Source organism: Endozoicomonas sp. YOMI1 (assembly GCF_024606345.1).
Taxonomy (GTDB): Bacteria; Pseudomonadota; Gammaproteobacteria; order Pseudomonadales; family Endozoicomonadaceae; genus Endozoicomonas.
Map to the genome: position 1 here is coordinate 1 of NZ_JAHHPM010000327.1, position 16804 is coordinate 16804.

23 protein-coding genes are annotated in these 16804 nt (G+C 47.2%); 10 read left to right on the forward strand and 13 right to left on the reverse strand.

Annotated elements, in window-relative coordinates:
• The 3 genes from KDK15_RS11665 to KDK15_RS11675 form a co-directional block, all read right to left on the reverse strand.
• A partial coding sequence (locus tag KDK15_RS11665; RefSeq protein WP_257295529.1) for a hypothetical protein occupies window positions 1–301 on the reverse strand: 301 nt, incomplete at its 3' end.
• A gap of 5 nt (window positions 302–306) precedes the next feature.
• Window positions 307–573, reverse strand: coding sequence for a hypothetical protein (locus KDK15_RS11670; RefSeq protein ID WP_257295530.1), 267 nt, complete (start codon window positions 571–573; stop codon window positions 307–309).
• Window positions 574–768: 195 nt separating this feature from the next.
• Window positions 769–1038: a hypothetical protein gene (locus tag KDK15_RS11675; protein WP_257295531.1), complete on the reverse strand. Its 270-nt coding sequence runs from the start codon at window positions 1036–1038 to the stop codon at window positions 769–771.
• 214 nt (window positions 1039–1252) lie between these two features.
• Here KDK15_RS11675 and KDK15_RS11680 point away from each other — a divergent pair, with 214 nt between their 5' ends.
• The 6 genes from KDK15_RS11680 (at window position 1253) to KDK15_RS11705 (ending at window position 6366) form a co-directional block, all read left to right on the forward strand.
• Window positions 1253–1852 (forward strand): glutathione S-transferase family protein, encoded by a 600-nt coding sequence (locus KDK15_RS11680; RefSeq protein WP_257295532.1) that lies wholly within the window; start codon window positions 1253–1255, stop codon window positions 1850–1852.
• A gap of 109 nt (window positions 1853–1961) precedes the next feature.
• Window positions 1962–2789 (forward strand): orotidine-5'-phosphate decarboxylase, encoded by an 828-nt coding sequence (pyrF, locus tag KDK15_RS11685; protein WP_257295533.1) that lies wholly within the window; start codon window positions 1962–1964, stop codon window positions 2787–2789.
• 145 nt (window positions 2790–2934) lie between these two features.
• Window positions 2935–3573, forward strand: coding sequence for a hypothetical protein (locus KDK15_RS11690; RefSeq protein ID WP_257295534.1), 639 nt, complete (start codon window positions 2935–2937; stop codon window positions 3571–3573).
• Window positions 3574–3926: 353 nt separating this feature from the next.
• On the forward strand, window positions 3927–4583 hold the full coding sequence (gene can / locus KDK15_RS11695; RefSeq protein ID WP_257295535.1) for a carbonate dehydratase: 657 nt from the start codon (window positions 3927–3929) through the stop codon (window positions 4581–4583).
• A gap of 223 nt (window positions 4584–4806) precedes the next feature.
• Window positions 4807–5340, forward strand: coding sequence for a cytochrome b (locus tag KDK15_RS11700; RefSeq protein ID WP_257295536.1), 534 nt, complete (start codon window positions 4807–4809; stop codon window positions 5338–5340).
• 147 nt (window positions 5341–5487) lie between these two features.
• Window positions 5488–6366 (forward strand): ankyrin repeat domain-containing protein, encoded by an 879-nt coding sequence (locus KDK15_RS11705; protein ID WP_257295537.1) that lies wholly within the window; start codon window positions 5488–5490, stop codon window positions 6364–6366.
• A gap of 101 nt (window positions 6367–6467) precedes the next feature.
• Here KDK15_RS11705 and KDK15_RS11710 read toward each other — a convergent pair whose 3' ends face one another.
• The 4 genes from KDK15_RS11710 to KDK15_RS11725 form a co-directional block, all read right to left on the reverse strand.
• A complete protein-coding gene (locus KDK15_RS11710) occupies window positions 6468–7547 on the reverse strand; it encodes a Fic family protein (RefSeq protein ID WP_257295538.1) in 1080 nt (359 codons plus the stop codon).
• 85 nt (window positions 7548–7632) lie between these two features.
• The gene (locus KDK15_RS11715) at window positions 7633–8067 is read right to left on the reverse strand and encodes a hypothetical protein (RefSeq protein ID WP_257295539.1); all 435 of its coding nucleotides are present in this window, start codon (window positions 8065–8067) and stop codon (window positions 7633–7635) included.
• Window positions 8068–8215: 148 nt separating this feature from the next.
• Window positions 8216–8407 carry a pseudouridine synthase gene (locus tag KDK15_RS11720; protein ID WP_373691368.1) on the reverse strand — a complete coding sequence of 64 codons (192 nt, stop codon included), beginning with the start codon at window positions 8405–8407 and terminating at the stop codon, window positions 8216–8218.
• Window positions 8408–8413: 6 nt separating this feature from the next.
• A complete protein-coding gene (locus KDK15_RS11725; RefSeq protein WP_257295541.1) occupies window positions 8414–8554 on the reverse strand; it encodes a hypothetical protein in 141 nt (46 codons plus the stop codon).
• Window positions 8555–8893: 339 nt separating this feature from the next.
• On the opposite strand from KDK15_RS11725, the gene KDK15_RS11730 reads away from it, so the two are divergent.
• Window positions 8894–9133: a hypothetical protein gene (locus KDK15_RS11730; protein WP_257295542.1), complete on the forward strand. Its 240-nt coding sequence runs from the start codon at window positions 8894–8896 to the stop codon at window positions 9131–9133.
• Between the two features lie 28 nt (window positions 9134–9161).
• Here the strand turns inward: KDK15_RS11730 and KDK15_RS11735 are convergent, their stop codons facing one another.
• Complete coding sequence (locus KDK15_RS11735) at window positions 9162–9326, reverse strand: hypothetical protein (protein WP_257295543.1); 165 nt, start codon at window positions 9324–9326, stop codon at window positions 9162–9164.
• A 400-nt stretch (window positions 9327–9726) separates the two neighbouring features.
• Here KDK15_RS11735 and KDK15_RS11740 point away from each other — a divergent pair, with 400 nt between their 5' ends.
• Window positions 9727–10587 carry a nuclear transport factor 2 family protein gene (locus KDK15_RS11740; RefSeq protein ID WP_257295544.1) on the forward strand — a complete coding sequence of 287 codons (861 nt, stop codon included), beginning with the start codon at window positions 9727–9729 and terminating at the stop codon, window positions 10585–10587.
• A gap of 30 nt (window positions 10588–10617) precedes the next feature.
• Here the strand turns inward: KDK15_RS11740 and KDK15_RS11745 are convergent, their stop codons facing one another.
• Complete coding sequence (locus KDK15_RS11745) at window positions 10618–10962, reverse strand: hypothetical protein (RefSeq protein ID WP_257295545.1); 345 nt, start codon at window positions 10960–10962, stop codon at window positions 10618–10620.
• A gap of 491 nt (window positions 10963–11453) precedes the next feature.
• Here KDK15_RS11745 and KDK15_RS11750 point away from each other — a divergent pair, with 491 nt between their 5' ends.
• A complete protein-coding gene (locus KDK15_RS11750) occupies window positions 11454–11720 on the forward strand; it encodes a hypothetical protein (RefSeq protein WP_257295546.1) in 267 nt (88 codons plus the stop codon).
• Here the strand turns inward: KDK15_RS11750 and KDK15_RS11755 are convergent.
• Window positions 11717–11956 (reverse strand): HAD hydrolase family protein, encoded by a 240-nt coding sequence (locus KDK15_RS11755; RefSeq protein WP_257295547.1) that lies wholly within the window; start codon window positions 11954–11956, stop codon window positions 11717–11719. The genes KDK15_RS11750 and KDK15_RS11755 overlap by 4 nt on opposite strands.
• Window positions 11957–12121: 165 nt before the next feature.
• Here KDK15_RS11755 and KDK15_RS11760 point away from each other — a divergent pair, with 165 nt between their 5' ends.
• Window positions 12122–13186: an OmpA family protein gene (locus KDK15_RS11760; RefSeq protein ID WP_257295548.1), complete on the forward strand. Its 1065-nt coding sequence runs from the start codon at window positions 12122–12124 to the stop codon at window positions 13184–13186.
• A 163-nt stretch (window positions 13187–13349) separates the two neighbouring features.
• Here KDK15_RS11760 and KDK15_RS11765 read toward each other — a convergent pair whose 3' ends face one another.
• The 3 genes from KDK15_RS11765 to KDK15_RS11775 form a co-directional block, all read right to left on the reverse strand.
• Complete coding sequence (locus KDK15_RS11765) at window positions 13350–15107, reverse strand: hypothetical protein (RefSeq protein WP_257295549.1); 1758 nt, start codon at window positions 15105–15107, stop codon at window positions 13350–13352.
• Window positions 15108–15323: 216 nt separating this feature from the next.
• The gene (locus KDK15_RS11770) at window positions 15324–16181 is read right to left on the reverse strand and encodes a hypothetical protein (RefSeq protein WP_257295550.1); all 858 of its coding nucleotides are present in this window, start codon (window positions 16179–16181) and stop codon (window positions 15324–15326) included.
• 47 nt (window positions 16182–16228) lie between these two features.
• The gene (locus KDK15_RS11775; RefSeq protein WP_257295551.1) at window positions 16229–16417 is read right to left on the reverse strand and encodes a DEAD/DEAH box helicase family protein; all 189 of its coding nucleotides are present in this window, start codon (window positions 16415–16417) and stop codon (window positions 16229–16231) included.
• Window positions 16418–16804: the final 387 nt, after the last annotated feature.

A 16804-nucleotide genomic window follows, 5' to 3' on the forward strand; every position in this document is an offset into this window, starting at 1 on the left:
ATTTTATCGGAACCTGACCAATCTTTCGTGTCATGCAAAGTCTAAAGTCGAGCTTAAATCCATGATCACCTGTAAACGTAATGATCGTTTCCCCATTTTCCGACTCCATTTTAACCTTGCCTTTCTTTGAACCGTCCTCAGCTGGTATAGGATGAGTATAAAATCCACAACCTGATTTGAGTGGGATAATGTCGATGCGGCAATTCAACAACTTTTTAAAATCCAGACATCCTTCAATAAACTCGTTTGCACCATGGCTTGAGATTTTCAGAGCTAAACAAGGGTGATGTAATTTTTCCATTTCAGCTATCCATACTCTTTTTTTCTGAGAGAGTAAAACAAGTCGGAAGGTGGTTTTTCATGCTTGCGAACCTTAAATTTCGTGAGACCGGAATGCTCTTCATGCCCAATGGGTTTCTGGATTGAAGGCTGGACGTCCTGATTTTCATGAACAGAAACGGGGCGACCGGCGTATGTGCCTGCGCTTCCCTTATCTTGGGGTAATCCGGCAGTTTTATTACTGTAATCACCACTGCAACCGGACTGGCCAACACTATTAATAACTGGATTCACTGATAATACCCCTTTTGGTTACCCACCCCGATATAAATCAATGAGGTGAGAACCTTTGTTTAAGAGTTAATTCTGAAAAATCCATTTTTTCTAAAATTTAAGATACGAATTCAGGATAAGCAAATTAACTGAAAGTTCAATTTTTATTTGCCTCATTTTCATTTCATCCAATCTGTTGTCAGGTTAGCGGCTAACTTACAGATCTTCAGACCATGGCATTTCCGGTAAAGCATCCAGATTAGTGTTATACCGCTGTTCATTGAACGCCGTCTGATGATTGACCATATCCAGCAGCTCAACACACAGGGCACAGGCAATGTACTGAATGGCTTCTTCCCGCTCAATACCTTCCAGCATCAGCCTCATCAAGGTCTCCTTTACCCTTGGCGGGTTATTTTCTGCCAGCTGGTTTTCAACTATTTCGATGACGGCCTCACCACTCATCAAATCGTCACTATCGATCATTACCATACACCCGGGAATTTTATAGAAAGTCTGCATTCTATCGAGAGTGGCTTTTGAATGCTCACTGTAGATAGAACATGAATAATGTCGTTTACTTGTCTGCGTAGCAAAAGGAAATCTTATCGCCCATTTTCCTTCCTCAAAATAGACTTGCACCGCCTTTGAATAAAGAGTACCAATGTCGGATGAAATTTTGTCAAACAGGAGCAAGCCTGTGTACAAAGTTTACGGAGATGCCCAGTCCGGCAACTGCTACAAGATCAAGCTGCTGATGAGCCACCTGGATATTGACTGTGAGTGGGAGCACACCAATATTCTGGGTGGCGGAACGCATACCGATGAGTTCCTGGCCATGAACCCCAATGGCAAGATTCCGGTCATGGCATTACCCGACGGGAATTACCTGTGGGAGTCCAATGCCATTCTGAACTACCTGGCTGACGGCACTGACTATCTCCCTTCAGACCCTTTCTTCAGGGCAAAAGTTCTGCAGTGGCAGTTTTTTGAGCAATACAGTCACGAGCCTTATATTGCAACGGCCAGGTTTATCGTGAAATTCCTTGGCAGACCCAAAAAGCATGAGGCCGCGCTTCAGGCAAAGAAAGCCAGTGGCTACAAAGCACTGCAGGTAATGGAAACGCACCTGGAGCACCATGACTGGCTGGTTGGTGACCAGATAACCATCGCCGATATCAGCCTGTATGGCTACACGCATATTGCACCGGAAGGTGGCTATGGTCTGACCGACTTTCCTTTTATCATGGCCTGGCTTAAACGGGTCAGGGAACATCCAAAGCATGTGAAGATGGGTTAATGGCTATAGGCTGTCTGACAGCCACTCCGGTCCCACCAACACATGTAAAAGGTAACGGATACTGCTAGACTCCCCGCTCAGCACTTTTTACCTAACGCTGAGGTTAACAATGCGGTTTCTTGATCGGGTTCAGGCTGCCATGGAGAAAAACAACACTTTGTTGTGCGTAGGCCTTGACCCTTCACCCGAGCGCTTTCCTGCCTCTATTCAGGGGATGGAAAAGCCTATCCTGGAATTCAATAAAGCCATAATTGATGCAACCGCCGACCTTATCTGCTGTTATAAGCCTCAGGCAGCCTATTACCATGCCTGCGGTGCTGAAGATCAGCTGGCCATGACCATTGATTACATTCGCACTCAATATCCTGCTATCCCGGTTATTCTTGACTCCAAGCGTGGTGATATTGGTAGCACTGCCAGCCAGTACGCCATTGAAGCCTTTGAGCGTTATCAGGCCGATGCGGTGACGGTAAACCCCTATATGGGAATTGATACCGTAGAGCCATTCTCAAGCTATGCAGATAAGGGAACGGTTATTCTGTGCCGCACCTCAAATCCCGGTGCTGCAGCTATTCAGAACCTGCCGGTCCAGCAGGCCAATGGTGAGTCCGCCATGCTGTATGAAGTGATTGCCAGGATGTGTCAGGAGCAGTGGAATGGGCATAACAACATCCTGCTGGTTGTTGGTGCCACAAACCCAACGGAACTAAAGCGTATTCGTGAAATTACCGGAGATATGACGTTCCTGGTGCCAGGCCTTGGCGCTCAGGGTGGCGATGTTGAAGCAACCGTTAAAAATGGCCTGAACAGCGAAGGCAGGGGAATTATTGCGAACTCATCCCGGGGCATTATTTATGCCAGTGGTGGCGATGACTTTGCAGAAGCCGCAAGGAACGCAGCGATCGAATTACGGGATCAGGTAAACCGCTATAGATAGTCCCAGCAAATGGCTATTAACGAGAGCCGTTAATAGCCATAGGCAATTAAACAAAAATTATTCTGACTGCGGCATGAACACCACTATCAGATTGATGTCTCTTTCATGGATAACGTCTTTAAATTTGCTTAAGCAAGGTGGTTCCATGGACAGATCGTCGCCAACTCCCCTCCCTGTTGACCACTCAACTGCTTTTCCTGATTGCCAACCCTCGACGGAAAACCAATCAGAAGTACAAGCACTAAACAAGAGTTTGCGAAGGGAAGTAACTGAAAAAATGCTCCCGGATGGTCAGACCAGGGGAGACCATTATCAATCAAAATCTTTAGCGTCTTTGCGAGCATCCCGGCATTCAAATCCGCAAGTTTCAGTCAGCCAGAAACAATCGACAACACATCCCATAGCTGAAGATCCAGCGGAAAAAGTCAAAGACAAAACATTATTTTTTGAAGAGAAAATATCAGAACAACAGATCCAGACATCTCAACCCGGATCGTATAGTTCCCCTCACTTATCAAATCAACACTATCAACCGGGAAAAGTCAGTCCCGAAAGTCAGAGCATGAAAGACCTTCATCATTATAGTGATCACTCTCCAGCGCCATGGGAGCAAGAGCTCCAGGCCACTGGCCAAAACCCCACAGCATCAGCTAGCACACACCAGCCAACAGCACCTCCTGCCAAACCTCCTGAAAGGGTGAAGCAAGAGTTACAAAACGTTATTGATGATCTATATGAATATCTTGTGCAATTAGGTGTCAGTCCGGAAAGTGACTCTGTTTAGGCTGAAAAATGCTAATCCCCACAGAGCGCACACCCCCGCTCTCTCGCTCTGCGTGGAAATACATACCGGAGCCTGCAGGATGTAAAACAATCTGTTTCTGCCCGGAATCATGAGAGTTTCAAGGGGGGTTCTACATTTGCGGAGAGGTTCGGTATCCATTCCCACGGAGGACCGTGGGAACGGTGTGCCTGTGAATGTATATATAACAGCGCTTGGCTGCATCAGGAGGCTGACCGGGAATAGACTGCCGCATTTCCCTGTTACAAACCTCTTACATTAGAGTACTGGTCTTGCCAGAGCGGAGTTGCTATAACGTTCTCCAGTTATGGAACCGAAATATGGATCAGGAAACTATGTCTAGTTTGGCAAACCTCCTTGAAAACAATAATCAGTGGTCCAAGTCCATTCGTGAAGAAAAGCCCGGCTTTTTTGAACAGCTCTCTGAGCAGCAGGCGCCCAAGTATCTCTGGATCGGGTGTGCGGACAGTCGGGTACCTGCCAACGAAATCGTCGGCCTTCTTCCGGGCGAACTGTTTGTGCACCGAAACGTGGCTAACGTGGTGGTTCATACCGACCTGAACTGTCTGTCAGTCCTTCAATATGCTGTGGACTTCCTGAAGGTAGAGCACATTATCGTGACGGGGCATTACGGTTGTGGCGGTGTGCGCGAAGCCATGAACAACTCAAAGCTGGGACTGATCGATAACTGGCTCAGGCATGTGCAGGACGTTAAGAAGAAGCACTCTGAGCTGCTTGCTTGTGCTGGCAGTGATGATGAACAGTTCCAGAGAATGTGTGAACTTAACGTTCTGGAGCAGGTGCTGAACGTCTGCCAGACGACTATCGTTCAGGACGCCTGGGATCGTGGTCAGAAACTGACGGTAAACAGCTGGGTTTATGGCTTGAAAGATGGCCTGGTCAGAGACCTTGGTCTGAGCGTTGGTTCCAATGAAGACATCAATGTGCAGTACCCGGCAGCGCTTGATAAAATTGCGCATAAATCCGGTTGATCTTTTCCACTGTATAGCCTGTCCAGGGTTTGTTTTGACTGGCTGCTGTAACTAATCTCCTGGATTCAATACAGGGTCGCCCGGAATATCCTGATACGGCTACAAATGACTAATTATTGGGCAACGGACAGGCTTTAATACAACCACAATATGAACAGCTGTAGCACCAGAACACTATATAAATTATGATACCTCGCACCTAAAAAAAAAGCAGGGCAAACCGATGAGCAACTCTGATAAATACCCCGTACTCATGCGCCTGATGCACTGGACTGTCGGTCTTCTTATTCTGGGAATCATCGCAGCTGGCTGGTATATGGTTGGACTGGAAGATAACGTCAGCTATAAATACGACATTTACCACTGGCATAAATCCTTCGGTGTTCTGGTGATCTTCCTGGTGTTTGCCCGTCTGGTGATTCGCTGGGCCAGTCAGATTCCGAAACTACCGGACAGCATGCCGACTTATCAGAAAAAACTGGGAACACTGGTACACTGGCTCCTGTATCTCTTTATGTTCCTGGTACCGGTGAGTGGCTACATGATGTCTGACGCTGCCGGTCGTGATGTGCCGCTGTTCAACCTGGTCATGCCCAGCTTCCTGGAGAAGAATCCTGAGCTGGCGGGCCGACTCCACGATATCCACGTCATTATTCCCTATGTTCTGCTGGGCATTGTGGTCTTGCACATTCTGGCCACCATTAAACATCGTTACTTCGATAAGCCTGAGCATGATGTACTGCATCGGATGCTTTAAACGCCGGTTCCCCGGGTCAGCTCCGGTTAAGGGGCTGATCCGGGAAAAAAGAAAATTTCTTGCCTTACAAAATCACTCCTTCTGAAACTATCGACTCTGATATTGGTCTGAAAAGATTTTAATGTGTCGAAAATTATGGAGGTTATTTTGGATATCCGTGCAAAAACGTTCTTATCTGAACCCAGCTACAAAGATATATCCCCCCCTACCAGTGATGCCGAAAGTGGTGCAGACTCTGAAGAGCAACTGGCAAGAATTTCGACGGCCAGATATCAAGTAGAGAGGGACGAATCTCTCGATTGTACTCTAACCCAAAGAGATTTATCTCCCACTCAGTGTAAACCTGAATTATCTTTACGCAGTCATTTACTGGAATTAATTGCAAAATATCCTGATAGTGATGGGGATGTTGTTTTACATATGGCAGCGGTGCATGAAGAACTTCCAGTGGCTCAATTATGGAAAAATGCCTTACCCCATCATTTTAAAAGTGATTTAAATAAACAAAATCATTTAGGACAAACACCATTACATGTTGCGATCTGTAATAATGACCTTCCGATGATCGATTTTTTCCTGAAAAATGGTGCCTCTGTCTTAATACATGAGGGAAAAGGTAGAACACCTGTTCATTTTGCTTGCCAGTACGGGACTATAGAAACTCTTAACCTGATACTTCAACATATCAAACACAGAAGGCAGAGCTTGCCAGCCGCTCTCAATGCAGAAGCATGCAATGGGGGTTTAAATAGCCTTCTTTTTTTTGTAAGCCAACATAACCCTGTCAGGGAAGATCAATTCCCGGTTGTTGATTTACTGATTAACTGTGGTGCAGATCCAAATCATCAGGACAAATGTTCCGGGAAAACGCTCATTCACTACCTTGCTGACCAAAATAATGTTGCACTCTATAAATATCTGCAAACCAACTACTGCTCAAAAATAGACTGGAATGCTGCTCGATATGATGGAGGTCGAGTTTTCTTACAGGATGACATCTTTGTTTTTGAAAAAGAGGAGCTTTAGGGTTTACAGGGCAAGTTCAGATTAGCAAGAAGCATAGAAGCCACCACTCTCATAAGAGAGATGACTTCTATACTGATTTGCTTTCCTTCGCTGTTTTCGCCCTACCCGGACTGCCTCTTAGTACTCGGTTTCTTGATACTACACTTTTGCCACTGGGCACCACGCCCTCTGCCTACCGGCTCCAGCAAGCCTTCAGCACGCATCTGCTGAACCACTTTTTTGACCAGTTCCCGGCTGACCGTGGGTATTTGCAGGCAAATATCCGCAATGGAAAAAGCATGACTGGTCTGCTCAATGGCCATCCTTACCAACTGTGATTTAGGCGCGCGACTGCCCTGCCACTGCAGAGTATGAATTTTATCTTCCAGTTCATCGTAAGCACGAATCAGGGTATTCAGGAAAAAATCGATCCATGGCATCGGATTGTGCTGCCCTTCATGCCAGCCTTTAACACTCAGCTGTAACGCCCTTTTATAGGCTTGCTCATGCCTTGCCAGAACCCGCTCAAGGCTAATCAGCTGAGCCACCTGATAACCGTTAAGCGCCAGCATCATCGCCATCATCAACCAGGCGATTCGGGCATTGCCATCGCTGAAAGGGTGTATACAGAGAAAATCCAACACTACCGCTGGTATCAACAACAGAGGCTCAACCTGATGCTGAAGCCCTTCATGGTAACAGGCAACCAGCTGTTCCATTGCCCCGGCAATGGCCCTGGCTGGCATGGTACGATATAGAACACCGATTCTCTGCCCTTTGCTGTCCCGCTCAACAATCTCTTTATTGGTAACCCGCCAGCGTCCGCCTTCATGGGGCACATGGGCATATAACATGGCATGCAGCTGGCGGATAAGGCTAACCGACAGGGTCATGTGTTCGCCTGGCTCAACCACAATCTCCAGGCCATCCCGGTAGCCTGCAACCTGCCTCTCGACCGGTGCAGTCGGACGGTATTCCCTGTGCACCAGTTTACGAACCAACTCTCTGGAAACGACAATGCCATCCAACCGGCTGCTGTATTCCACAGATTCCATTACCGCAACCTGACGGAGCGTATCCAGAACCTCCGGTTGCTGAACAATAGTGACCAGCTGACGGCCTCGGAACTCGCCCAGTTGCCTGAACAAACCCAGCTGATAACTGCTGAAGGCATAACCGGATAAATGCTGCAGTGTTTTCATACGCAATACAACTAAAAATATAATAGGTATTTATCGGGTAAAAGGCTGAAAAAAGGTGCATAGCAATGCGAGAATAAATTGATGATTAAAATTTACAGACTTGTACACACATCAAATTACACACCATGGCGTCCGGGTCATGTCGACAGGGGGATTCACAAGGGTTAAATTCCCCGCCCAACTCAGTACAGGTTTCTTCTGCCATGAACTCACACTCCTGGTGTTCTTCCAGCCAACGGCTTGCCTCAGAAGCAATGCAAGCCAGAACATTCTCAGGCCCGGTTGCCGTGATCTGGGCAGGAATGGCGCGGGTCATGCGAACCTCCTTCAGGACTCCTGCTTTGCTCAATGCCATAACCTGCTGCATAACTGGATCCGGGGTCATGATGGAACCGGTAAACTGACGGGTTACTGCTACTTCCGGGTTTTCAGCATCAACCTCCTGTGACTCCTGAGTTGACGCACAACCAGCCAGAAAAATTGCCAGCGAAACCAGCATTCCAGAAATCATTTTTTTCATTGATATACCTCAATCCGGCAAAATTGGCATTTATTCAGCGGGATTTGACATTGTCCAGCCAAATCGTGGCAAAAGTTGATCAAACACAATATCCATAGGCGCATAAAAAGCGATGGACTTCCCGGTAACCGAGTGATCCAGTGCCATTTTAGAACAATGCAACAGTAATCGGTCCGCACTCAGGTGCATAGCCCCTGACAATGGCATAATAGGTTTTACTGATCCGGCCTTCCTGAAACTGCTCACCTGCCAGTTTGGCAACTTCGGACGACAGAGCAAAAACAAGCACTCCAGGCGTTGGTTTATCCAGTCGATGGAGGGGAAATACAGGTTGATCGATCTGATCTCACAGTAGCTGCATGGCAAAGCGGGTTTCATGACGATCAATCATAGAGCGGTGGACCAGCAAGCCGGAGGGCTTGTTGATAACCACCAGCCATTGATCCTGATAGATAATATCAAGGTGTTCTGCAGACGCTTCGATCATGCCTTTTGTCCAACAATAAAAAAATCCCCAAGAATAACGGATGCATCAGAAAAGTACTGAAAAAATGACATTATGGGCAAGAAAAACGCCATACGTTCATGAGTCGTAGTTTTATTAAATACAAATTTTAATACACTACAGAAATTCAACTGCCGAATAATAAACCCGTAAAATCAACAAATTAAAATAAATAAGAGCAATTATTTATTCCTTGTTGTCATTAATTATCTCAACACGCTTTCACTTTCCTGTTATTTGGTCGCTATACATCTTCACTATTACTTAACCCCTTAATAAGGGATTGGGAATAGGTTTGCTTAATATCAATGGAGAACAACCATGAAAAAGACACTATTTGCCATCGTATCTTCTTCTGTCATTCTTTTCAGCGCCAATGCTTCAGCGGATCGGGACTATGCTGCTCAGGCCATGGAAAGACATGGCATGGAAAAACCGGTATCAATGCCTGTTATGAATGCGATGAGTACCAGAGAAGCACTGGACTCTATTACTGTTCCTACAAAGCAGGAAGAGCTTCAGGCCAGACTGGAAGCGCTTGCTGAAAGAAGAGAAAATTAATTTTCCTTGGTTAACTGTATGGTTGTGGTTAATTCCTGATCACAACCATATCCCCCTTTCCGGTATCTCTCACACCTTCTACCAAGCGCTCAGGGGCCACTGAACGAAGGGCTGTCGTCGCTATGCCATCACGATCATTGATGCCGGATGCATTCTCACCCTGGTCAGCAACCGTGAAAATCATTGGCTGCATCAGTATCCAAACCATCAGTTGTCCGTGATGCACCACAACGGTATGGCTAATACCGTCGTATCCCGGGGCTAACACGGTGTTCTGAATGCCGAGTCAGCAACATCATCCAACACGGCAACAGAATCCAGTTCAGCTGAATACAAATACAAATTGCATGAAAGATATGTCAGTGCGATGTCTTTTTTATGAAGATTTATGAACCCCCAACCATTTTGAAAACCGGCACTTTATTCAGGCTTCGATTGTTTTCTGACTCTTAGAATTTCTCTATCCGGCGTTTCCGGACGAAGTAGTTTTTTGGCTTTTTCCATGAATGAGAATACTCATGCGCAAGCCCTGACCGGGCGCTTTTATTTCCCTGGTCTAAACTGTATCTCTCAGCCAAATCAAATGTAGAGCCATGTCATTAGTTGTTAATTTTCTCAATGAATACAAGGACTGTCTGCTCAATGGTAATGAAGATCAGATCCTGGAACTGACTATGCCTGATATCACAGGCTGGGGTATCACAGCAGGGGATGATTATAACGGTCTGAATGATCTGTATGAGCGGTCAGGACGCTATTTTCAGCAACAAGAGTCCGTCGATATTCAACTGGAACCATTAGATAGCTTTGGCAATGGCAAGGCCATGATGGTCGCCTGCCGTTTCAAGCGTGATATTCAATTCAAGAATGGTTTAAGGCTGAAAGATGATGATTTGAGGCTAACATTTTACCTTGTTGAATATCAGGGCAAGTTGAAGATCCGTCATGTTCATCTCAGCAAAGTCTGGCCAGCATCGCCATTCCCGTTCAACCCCATCCCCCACCGGATTCAACCAGAGCCTTCTGATCATTCTGCAAGGCTTGACTCCATTGGTATTGGGCCATTTCTTGATGCTTTGAACAAACGAGCTCTTTACACAGAGTCTGTTGATATGGAGGGACTTGAGTCTCTACAACACCCAAGCCAGAGCAGGGTTTACTTTCCTGTTCAGGAAAGTAGAGAGCTTCGTGGAACCCGGCAATATACCCAGTATCTTCATGCCCTTACTGATAAGTACGCCAATCCATTACTTAAATATCATCACCCGGTAGTCTTTCAGGATCAATCTCTGGTCTGTCTCTCCGCCTATGCCGAGTCGTCCTGTCTGGATAAGATCACCGGTGAAAAAATCAGTGCTGCACCTCTGCGGGTAACCTACATACTTCAGGAGCATGAAGGCCAGTGGTTATGTCGGCACAGCCACTGGTCATTGCCCTGCCCTGATGTTGTGTGAAGATGCTCTTTAAAAAGCCGGTATCTTGCTTCAGAGCAGATCAGCAACATCAGCTCTTAGCAGGGGTTCCTTGCCCAGATCAAAACCGGCAACCGCAATATGCAGGGTAAATAGTTGCTTCAGGGTGGCAAAGTCTCTCGACCCGGGCCACTTATCTTCATCTTCCGTCCACACAGAGAACTCATTCTCAAGAATGGCATGCGCTTCTTCACTGACACAATCGACCAAACTTTCTTCAGATTCATGCTCGTCAAACAGATAAGCACCACCTTCAAAGTCCCACGTCTCCGGAAGCTCAACATCCAGGCTTGTTACCCAATCGATGAATGCTGTTTTTGGCTTTAAGGTAATGACACAACGGTTAATAAACTTCATTTTTCACCTGTCTAATCAATCGGTAAAGTAGTGTGATCAATAGATAACTTAATATAAGTCGGCAGATTAGCACTCTTTTGGGAAAACAGGACAGGAAAGTCGACTGTGCATTCACTTATAAAAGCGTTGGACCCGTTGTCAGGGCTACCAACTCATTCATTTCACAAAACTGTACACCAGAGAATGATCTACCGTCCCAGAGTGCTCATCCCTGCCGCAATGAAAAACCGGGATACCCATGTTGGGCCTGTCTGAAGGGTTTCATGTATAGAGTGTGCACGCATCAATTTTCACTACTGTTTTCTTGCAAAGCTTCAAGCTTTTTATTTAGATCCTCTAACTCTCTGAACATTTCGTTATTCATTGATTTAAGCCATTGTTTTGTAGGACGCAGCAAATCGACTTTAAATTGAAGTATTTCTATTTTGAACTTTTTCCTATAATCACAGTCTAATCACCATTAGAAGCTCACAGGTTTGTAATAAAGAAACATGAATATAATGACGCTTGGCTACTTGAAACAACAAGGTCCGCCAAAAGAAGATAAAATACCACCACCTCCCGCGAAGCATAAAGTAATGGGTGAAATCAAAGCTATTAAGAAAGAAAGTACATCCCCATTTTTCACTTACAATGGTAACCAGCTGGTTGAAGTGGATGATGATTCGCTTTATGGTGATTTGAACAGATTATTTAAACAACTCAAAATCAACAAGGTAGTGAGCAATATAACGCTCAAAGAACCCGATAAGAGCTAAGTTGCCTGACTGTCCTGATGTCCATTCAGAATATGGTCGATGGTTTCAAGAACGCCTTTATCATTGTTTGCTGCAGCTGATGAATAGCGGGCAACCTGATGGGTGATGTCATTGACGTTATTCATGGCAAAACTGAAACCTGCTTTTTGCAGCAGTTCCATACTATTGCCGCTATCACCAAAGACAGCCACTTCTTCAGGATCAGCAATGTTCAAAAAAAGACGCTGTTTTTCCATCCAGACTTATCGAGCAACGGGGAGGAGCTATCCATGACTCAAATGGCCCTAATGGGTGCAAGTACAAACTCATACTTATAAAGTATTTATTCCAGCGTAAAAATCACGTAACCTCTGGCGCATGGGCTCTAAAGGCTAAAACACAACACACGCAGAGAACACATTATGAAAGTGCAAGGTTTCGCACACTCACTGATAGCTATTGCAATTGGTGCAACCGTCAGCAGTTCTGTTAATGCCAGTGAAATGGCATTACAGGTGGTGGATAAAGGGCTGACATTCACCGTTGGTGGAGCCTGGAACGATCTGGACAGCTATCGTGGTCTGGATAACGAATTGGCACCAGAAATCGGTATTGGCTATCGTCTGAACGATCGCTTCAGTTTCGAAGGCATCTACTCTCAGTACTCCACAGAGCAAAAGACAGGCGGAGATGCAGATCTTAAAGAATTCCGTCTGGACGGATTCTACGACCTGACCCCATGGAATGGTTCTCTGACCCCTTACGTGGTTGCCGGTGTTTCCGAGCTGAAAGCTGATCTTAAAGCAGATGGCAAACACGACGATACTCGCATGAATGCCGGTTTTGGTTTGAGACAGGCATTTACTCCAAACCTCTCCATTCGTGGTGATGTACGTGCCGTTCGTACTCTGGATTACGCTCAGACAGAAGCCATGGCTAATGTCGCCCTGACCTGGACCTTCGGCAGTGTAGCCAAGACTGCTGAGCCAGTTGCGGTGGTTGAGCCGGTTCAGGAAGCAGTGGTTGCAAAAGTTGAACCAGCTCCGGTTCCTGATGCTGACAAGGACGGCGTACTGGACATGGCTGACCTGTGCCCAAATACCGCCCCAGGTACTACGGTTGACCAGACAGGCTGTGAGCCAATGGCGGCCATTGACCTGCTGGTAAATTTCGACTTCGACTCCGAAGCCATTAACCAGGAAGGCATTGATCAGATCGCCAGGATGGGTCAATTCCTGCAGCGTTACCCGGAAGTTCGCATCCGCATTGAAGGCCATACCGATGCACGGGGAAAAGCAACTTACAATGAACAGCTGTCTTTTCGTCGTGCCAACATCATCCGTCAACAGCTGATCGACACGCACGGCATTGACGCAGGGCGTATTGATGCCATTGGTATGGGAGAGAGCGAGCCTGTCGCCAACAACGATACTGCTGAAGGTCGTCAGCAAAACCGTCGGGTAACTGCTATAGTGATCAGTTCTTAGGACCCATCTTAAAATAACTTCCACATTCCCGAGGTTATCCATTAAAGGAAAAACCTTGTCACGGAGGCACGGAGGCACGGAGGCACGGAGAAAAGAAAAAATCTTTTCCTCTGTGACTCCGTGCCTCCATCGCAAAAAAGAGTAAGTTATTAAATGACAGGCCCTAAGATGCACGAATTTTTCTGGTTTGGCTTGGCATAAAAAGCATAATATGAGCCTCCCTGATATGGCAGCCGCTCATAAACACCTGACAAAAATCAGCGATATCATCAATACTGGACGAACACTGGACAGGCACCGATTTTCTTTTCATATTCACCAGGTATAGTCTGTCCGCATCACAGACCAGCACCAGAATCTCATCAGGCAAAGCGGATACCCGGGTGGCAAGCTGGATCTGGATATAGGCTGTTGTTGCCAGAACCTCATGCATCTCTTTCAAGACATCAGCCACCCGCAGCTGCAGACCGACATTTTCTGCACGTAACTCTTCCTTGCTCATCGGCAAGCCGAACATTTGCGAGGGTTTCAGACTGGAAGTGATAATTTCCTCTTGCTCCGGGTAATAACCAAGGTCGTTCAGACGGGCAAGCACGTTCTTTTTGGTCAGTTGAGCATCGCGAAAATTGTCCTCAATGAGATTATTCAGCAGCACAACCTTTCTTGCACCCCCTTTTGGGATACGCTGCAGGCCAAGGCTCTGGGCGGCGGCAAGAAGAATTTCCCGGTCATTTTCCAACTGTCCCCCGACTCCCATATCCCTGGGAGGGTAGTGCTGAATAAACTCCTTGATATTGATGTTATCCAGACCTTCGGCATCCGATTCCCCTTTAATGGTCGGTCGGACAAACATGACCTGGTCAGGTTCACTGGTCAGAATAAGAAACCGGAGGTATTTTACTAGCTGGATACCGCTGGCAAAAACCCCAAAAATCAGGCGTCCATGGGGATGGTTCGCTAATGGCTCATCGACACTAGTTAGCCATATCACACGATTGCCAGATGGGTGACGAAGAATTTGCGACACCGGCGAGACCTGTTGTGGCAAATCCGTTATCTCACTCTGGCGTGAGCAGACGAAGGTAACAAACAACGGATGGTTCGGCGCCAACTGATCAAGGTGATACAGCATAGCGGTAAAGAACGCATTGGTCTCGTCAGGCTTGTCAATATTCATCTGCTTGCCACAAACATGGCCATTTCTACCGCATATTTCTCGCCATTTAGGCACCACACCGACCTCCATCATCTCTGTCAAAAAATGATACCCGCTCTGCGTTATCAGATCTTCCAGCTCTTCTGGCATTGAGGAATCGGCACAAAGCCGTGCAAAAGTAACGGTCATGTTGTTTAGATCGAGGTTCTGTGAGGGGACAATGGCCCGTTGGGCAGAACGGGTCGACACCGCTTCCTGAGAGTCCAACCGGGCCTTGTTGAAAAATCCCCGTTGGGAAAGTGCTCTTCCGGCGCTCCTCTCAGCCTCTATATCTTGCTGATTGTGAGTCATTGATAGCCCGGATGGTCCCGGAATCGCCACCAGTGATCCTGTTTCTACACTGGTGCTATCGATGATAGACTCGACCGGTGCACGTTTATCAACGGCTCCTTCGGGCGCTGATTCGAAAAGACTCCAATCGTACTGCTTCACCTCTTCGGCAAAATGAGTATCCTGGTAAAACTTGACATGAGTTGCCTGGCATTCTGAGCACCCAAGAACATCACGGGTCGCGAGAGAGCATTCATTATGGTAGGCGTGTCCGCAACAACGGGATACCATTAAGGGAGGATACTCAATATATTCTGCGCATAGTTGACAACGTCGGCGCTCGGTAATGGCGTCAGATGGCGGTTTCAGCTCCCGGGTTTGACTGCTGGCACCAGGGACTGGCGTATTGGCTGATTGGGCACGGCTTGCATTCACAGAGACTCTCCTCTATTGGCTGTAACAGTATGACTTGTTCTCAGGCTGATCCCCTGATTAACCTTTCAGTTTTAAGTATCTGAAAGATCTGTCAACTCGTAGCCGAGAGCCATGTGCCGGGTTATGTCAGTATTCTACTGTCCGGAAAATCCCGTATTTCAGGCACCGGGCAGATCACCGGCTTTTCTGAGCCGGTTGACCTGCTGCCAAACAGATTCAGATACCGCAGCCTGCATCACACCCCCTCTGTTGAACCACGGCAGTGTAATCGCCACGGCAAAGGGTATAACGCTGACAATAAGACAAGTGTTCAATACTGATAATTTCGATACCCTGCTGCCGCCAGGTATCACGCAATCGCAGATGGAGTTCATAAAGCGGTTCCTGACCAGGGTTAAATGCAAAACGCTGCCAGTCAGTATCGTCATTTTCTGAACCGGAAGCCTTTTGCCCAGGCTCCGCAGAAACATAAGCAGGCTCAGGACTACGACCCCAATCAAGTCGGGAATAGCTGGAAAAACTCAACCACACCGGTTCGCTGACACCGCGCATAATTATCCGGCGGCTCTCGCCAGCACCCAGCACCCGGTTCACCTTGACCAGATCACCATTGGATAAACCATGCAAGGGGGCATTTTTATTCACCAATAGTTGCTCACCCTGCTGCACCGGTAACTGGTCGTTACCCCAGAGCTGTTCACGCCCTGCCCGGTTATGATCCAGGGCACGGGCATTGCTGTAGGTCACCATAACCGATGATCCCTGACCACGACGCTGGTAAGAGGACAGCACTTGCCGGATTCCTTCAGCCGCGGTAACACCGATCACTCCCGGTGACTGATCGCTGATGGCGTTGAACTTCTGCTCAGCAATCGCGTTGCGAATCGCCGTAGCCTGTTCCAGAATGGCACTGCCGCGAACCTGGCGTTGAATTTCTGTCAGTTCAAATGAAGCACAGTGCAAATGATAATGCTCCCTCAGCCACTGTTCAGACAGAGCCGGTGACAGGGACTCTCCCACCGGCGGCAACTGTGCGGGGTCACCAATAAACAGCACTTTACTGCCCGCAGTCATTTTTTCCCGCCCCGGGCACGCAATGCGGGCATAGGTGAGCAAGTCTTTTAACAGGCGTCCCGAACATGAAAGACAACCTTCTGCCGTTGCAGCAATAACAACAGATGCGCTATCAGTGTGGTTTTACCGGTACCCACACTTCCCCGGAGAATAAAGCAGTCATTGTCGCCACGGACAAAGTCCATAATGGCGTCAATAGCCTGCTGCTGCTGTACTGTGGGTGCCGGATGGTTCAAGCCAGAAACCTCATGCTGCAGGAATGTTCAATGTAGACAAAAGACAGGCCTGATCATTCACTTTTTCCCGGGCTGATGTCTTGTCTTGAGTCAAATAAGCATAATGAGGGCGAGGTAGAAAAATTACGTTTACAAGCTTGTGTGTTGAGGTTGGTTATATTTGCAACAGCTTGGGAAAACACGACGCAGTGAATTTTCATGATCGTATTCTCTGGTTTGGATCAGTCTCAAGTACTGCCGCTGATCTTACGGCGCTTGACGTATTCCCGTATCAGGCTTTCACTCAGGTTGTTATGTAATGGAAGGCTTGGGTCTTCCAGTACCAGCAACAACTCTTTTTCTATGACAGCAAGGCCTGAGAGCGCTTGCTGGAGAGCCCTGCAATTT

Excerpts from the sequence above, each read along its gene's own strand:
- KDK15_RS11750 (WP_257295546.1), top strand. The coding sequence starts at position 11,454 with ATGAATATAATGACGCTTGGCTACTTGAAACAACAAGGTCCGCCAAAA.
- pyrF (WP_257295533.1), top strand. The coding sequence starts at position 1,962 with ATGCGGTTTCTTGATCGGGTTCAGGCTGCCATGGAGAAAAACAACACT.
- KDK15_RS11755 (WP_257295547.1), bottom strand. The coding sequence starts at position 11,956 with ATGGAAAAACAGCGTCTTTTTTTGAACATTGCTGATCCTGAAGAAGTG.
- KDK15_RS11730 (WP_257295542.1), top strand. The coding sequence starts at position 8,894 with ATGAAAAAGACACTATTTGCCATCGTATCTTCTTCTGTCATTCTTTTC.
- KDK15_RS11675 (WP_257295531.1), bottom strand. The coding sequence starts at position 1,038 with ATGATCGATAGTGACGATTTGATGAGTGGTGAGGCCGTCATCGAAATA.
- KDK15_RS11740 (WP_257295544.1), top strand. The coding sequence starts at position 9,727 with ATGTCATTAGTTGTTAATTTTCTCAATGAATACAAGGACTGTCTGCTC.
- KDK15_RS11735 (WP_257295543.1), bottom strand. The coding sequence starts at position 9,326 with ATGCAGCCAATGATTTTCACGGTTGCTGACCAGGGTGAGAATGCATCC.
- KDK15_RS11770 (WP_257295550.1), bottom strand. The coding sequence starts at position 16,181 with ATGACTGCGGGCAGTAAAGTGCTGTTTATTGGTGACCCCGCACAGTTG.
- KDK15_RS11710 (WP_257295538.1), bottom strand. The coding sequence starts at position 7,547 with ATGAAAACACTGCAGCATTTATCCGGTTATGCCTTCAGCAGTTATCAG.
- KDK15_RS11715 (WP_257295539.1), bottom strand. The coding sequence starts at position 8,067 with ATGAAAAAAATGATTTCTGGAATGCTGGTTTCGCTGGCAATTTTTCTG.
- KDK15_RS11700 (WP_257295536.1), top strand. The coding sequence starts at position 4,807 with ATGAGCAACTCTGATAAATACCCCGTACTCATGCGCCTGATGCACTGG.
- KDK15_RS11745 (WP_257295545.1), bottom strand. The coding sequence starts at position 10,962 with ATGAAGTTTATTAACCGTTGTGTCATTACCTTAAAGCCAAAAACAGCA.
- KDK15_RS11690 (WP_257295534.1), top strand. The coding sequence starts at position 2,935 with ATGGACAGATCGTCGCCAACTCCCCTCCCTGTTGACCACTCAACTGCT.
- KDK15_RS11725 (WP_257295541.1), bottom strand. The coding sequence starts at position 8,554 with ATGATCGAAGCGTCTGCAGAACACCTTGATATTATCTATCAGGATCAA.
- KDK15_RS11760 (WP_257295548.1), top strand. The coding sequence starts at position 12,122 with ATGAAAGTGCAAGGTTTCGCACACTCACTGATAGCTATTGCAATTGGT.
- can (WP_257295535.1), top strand. The coding sequence starts at position 3,927 with ATGTCTAGTTTGGCAAACCTCCTTGAAAACAATAATCAGTGGTCCAAG.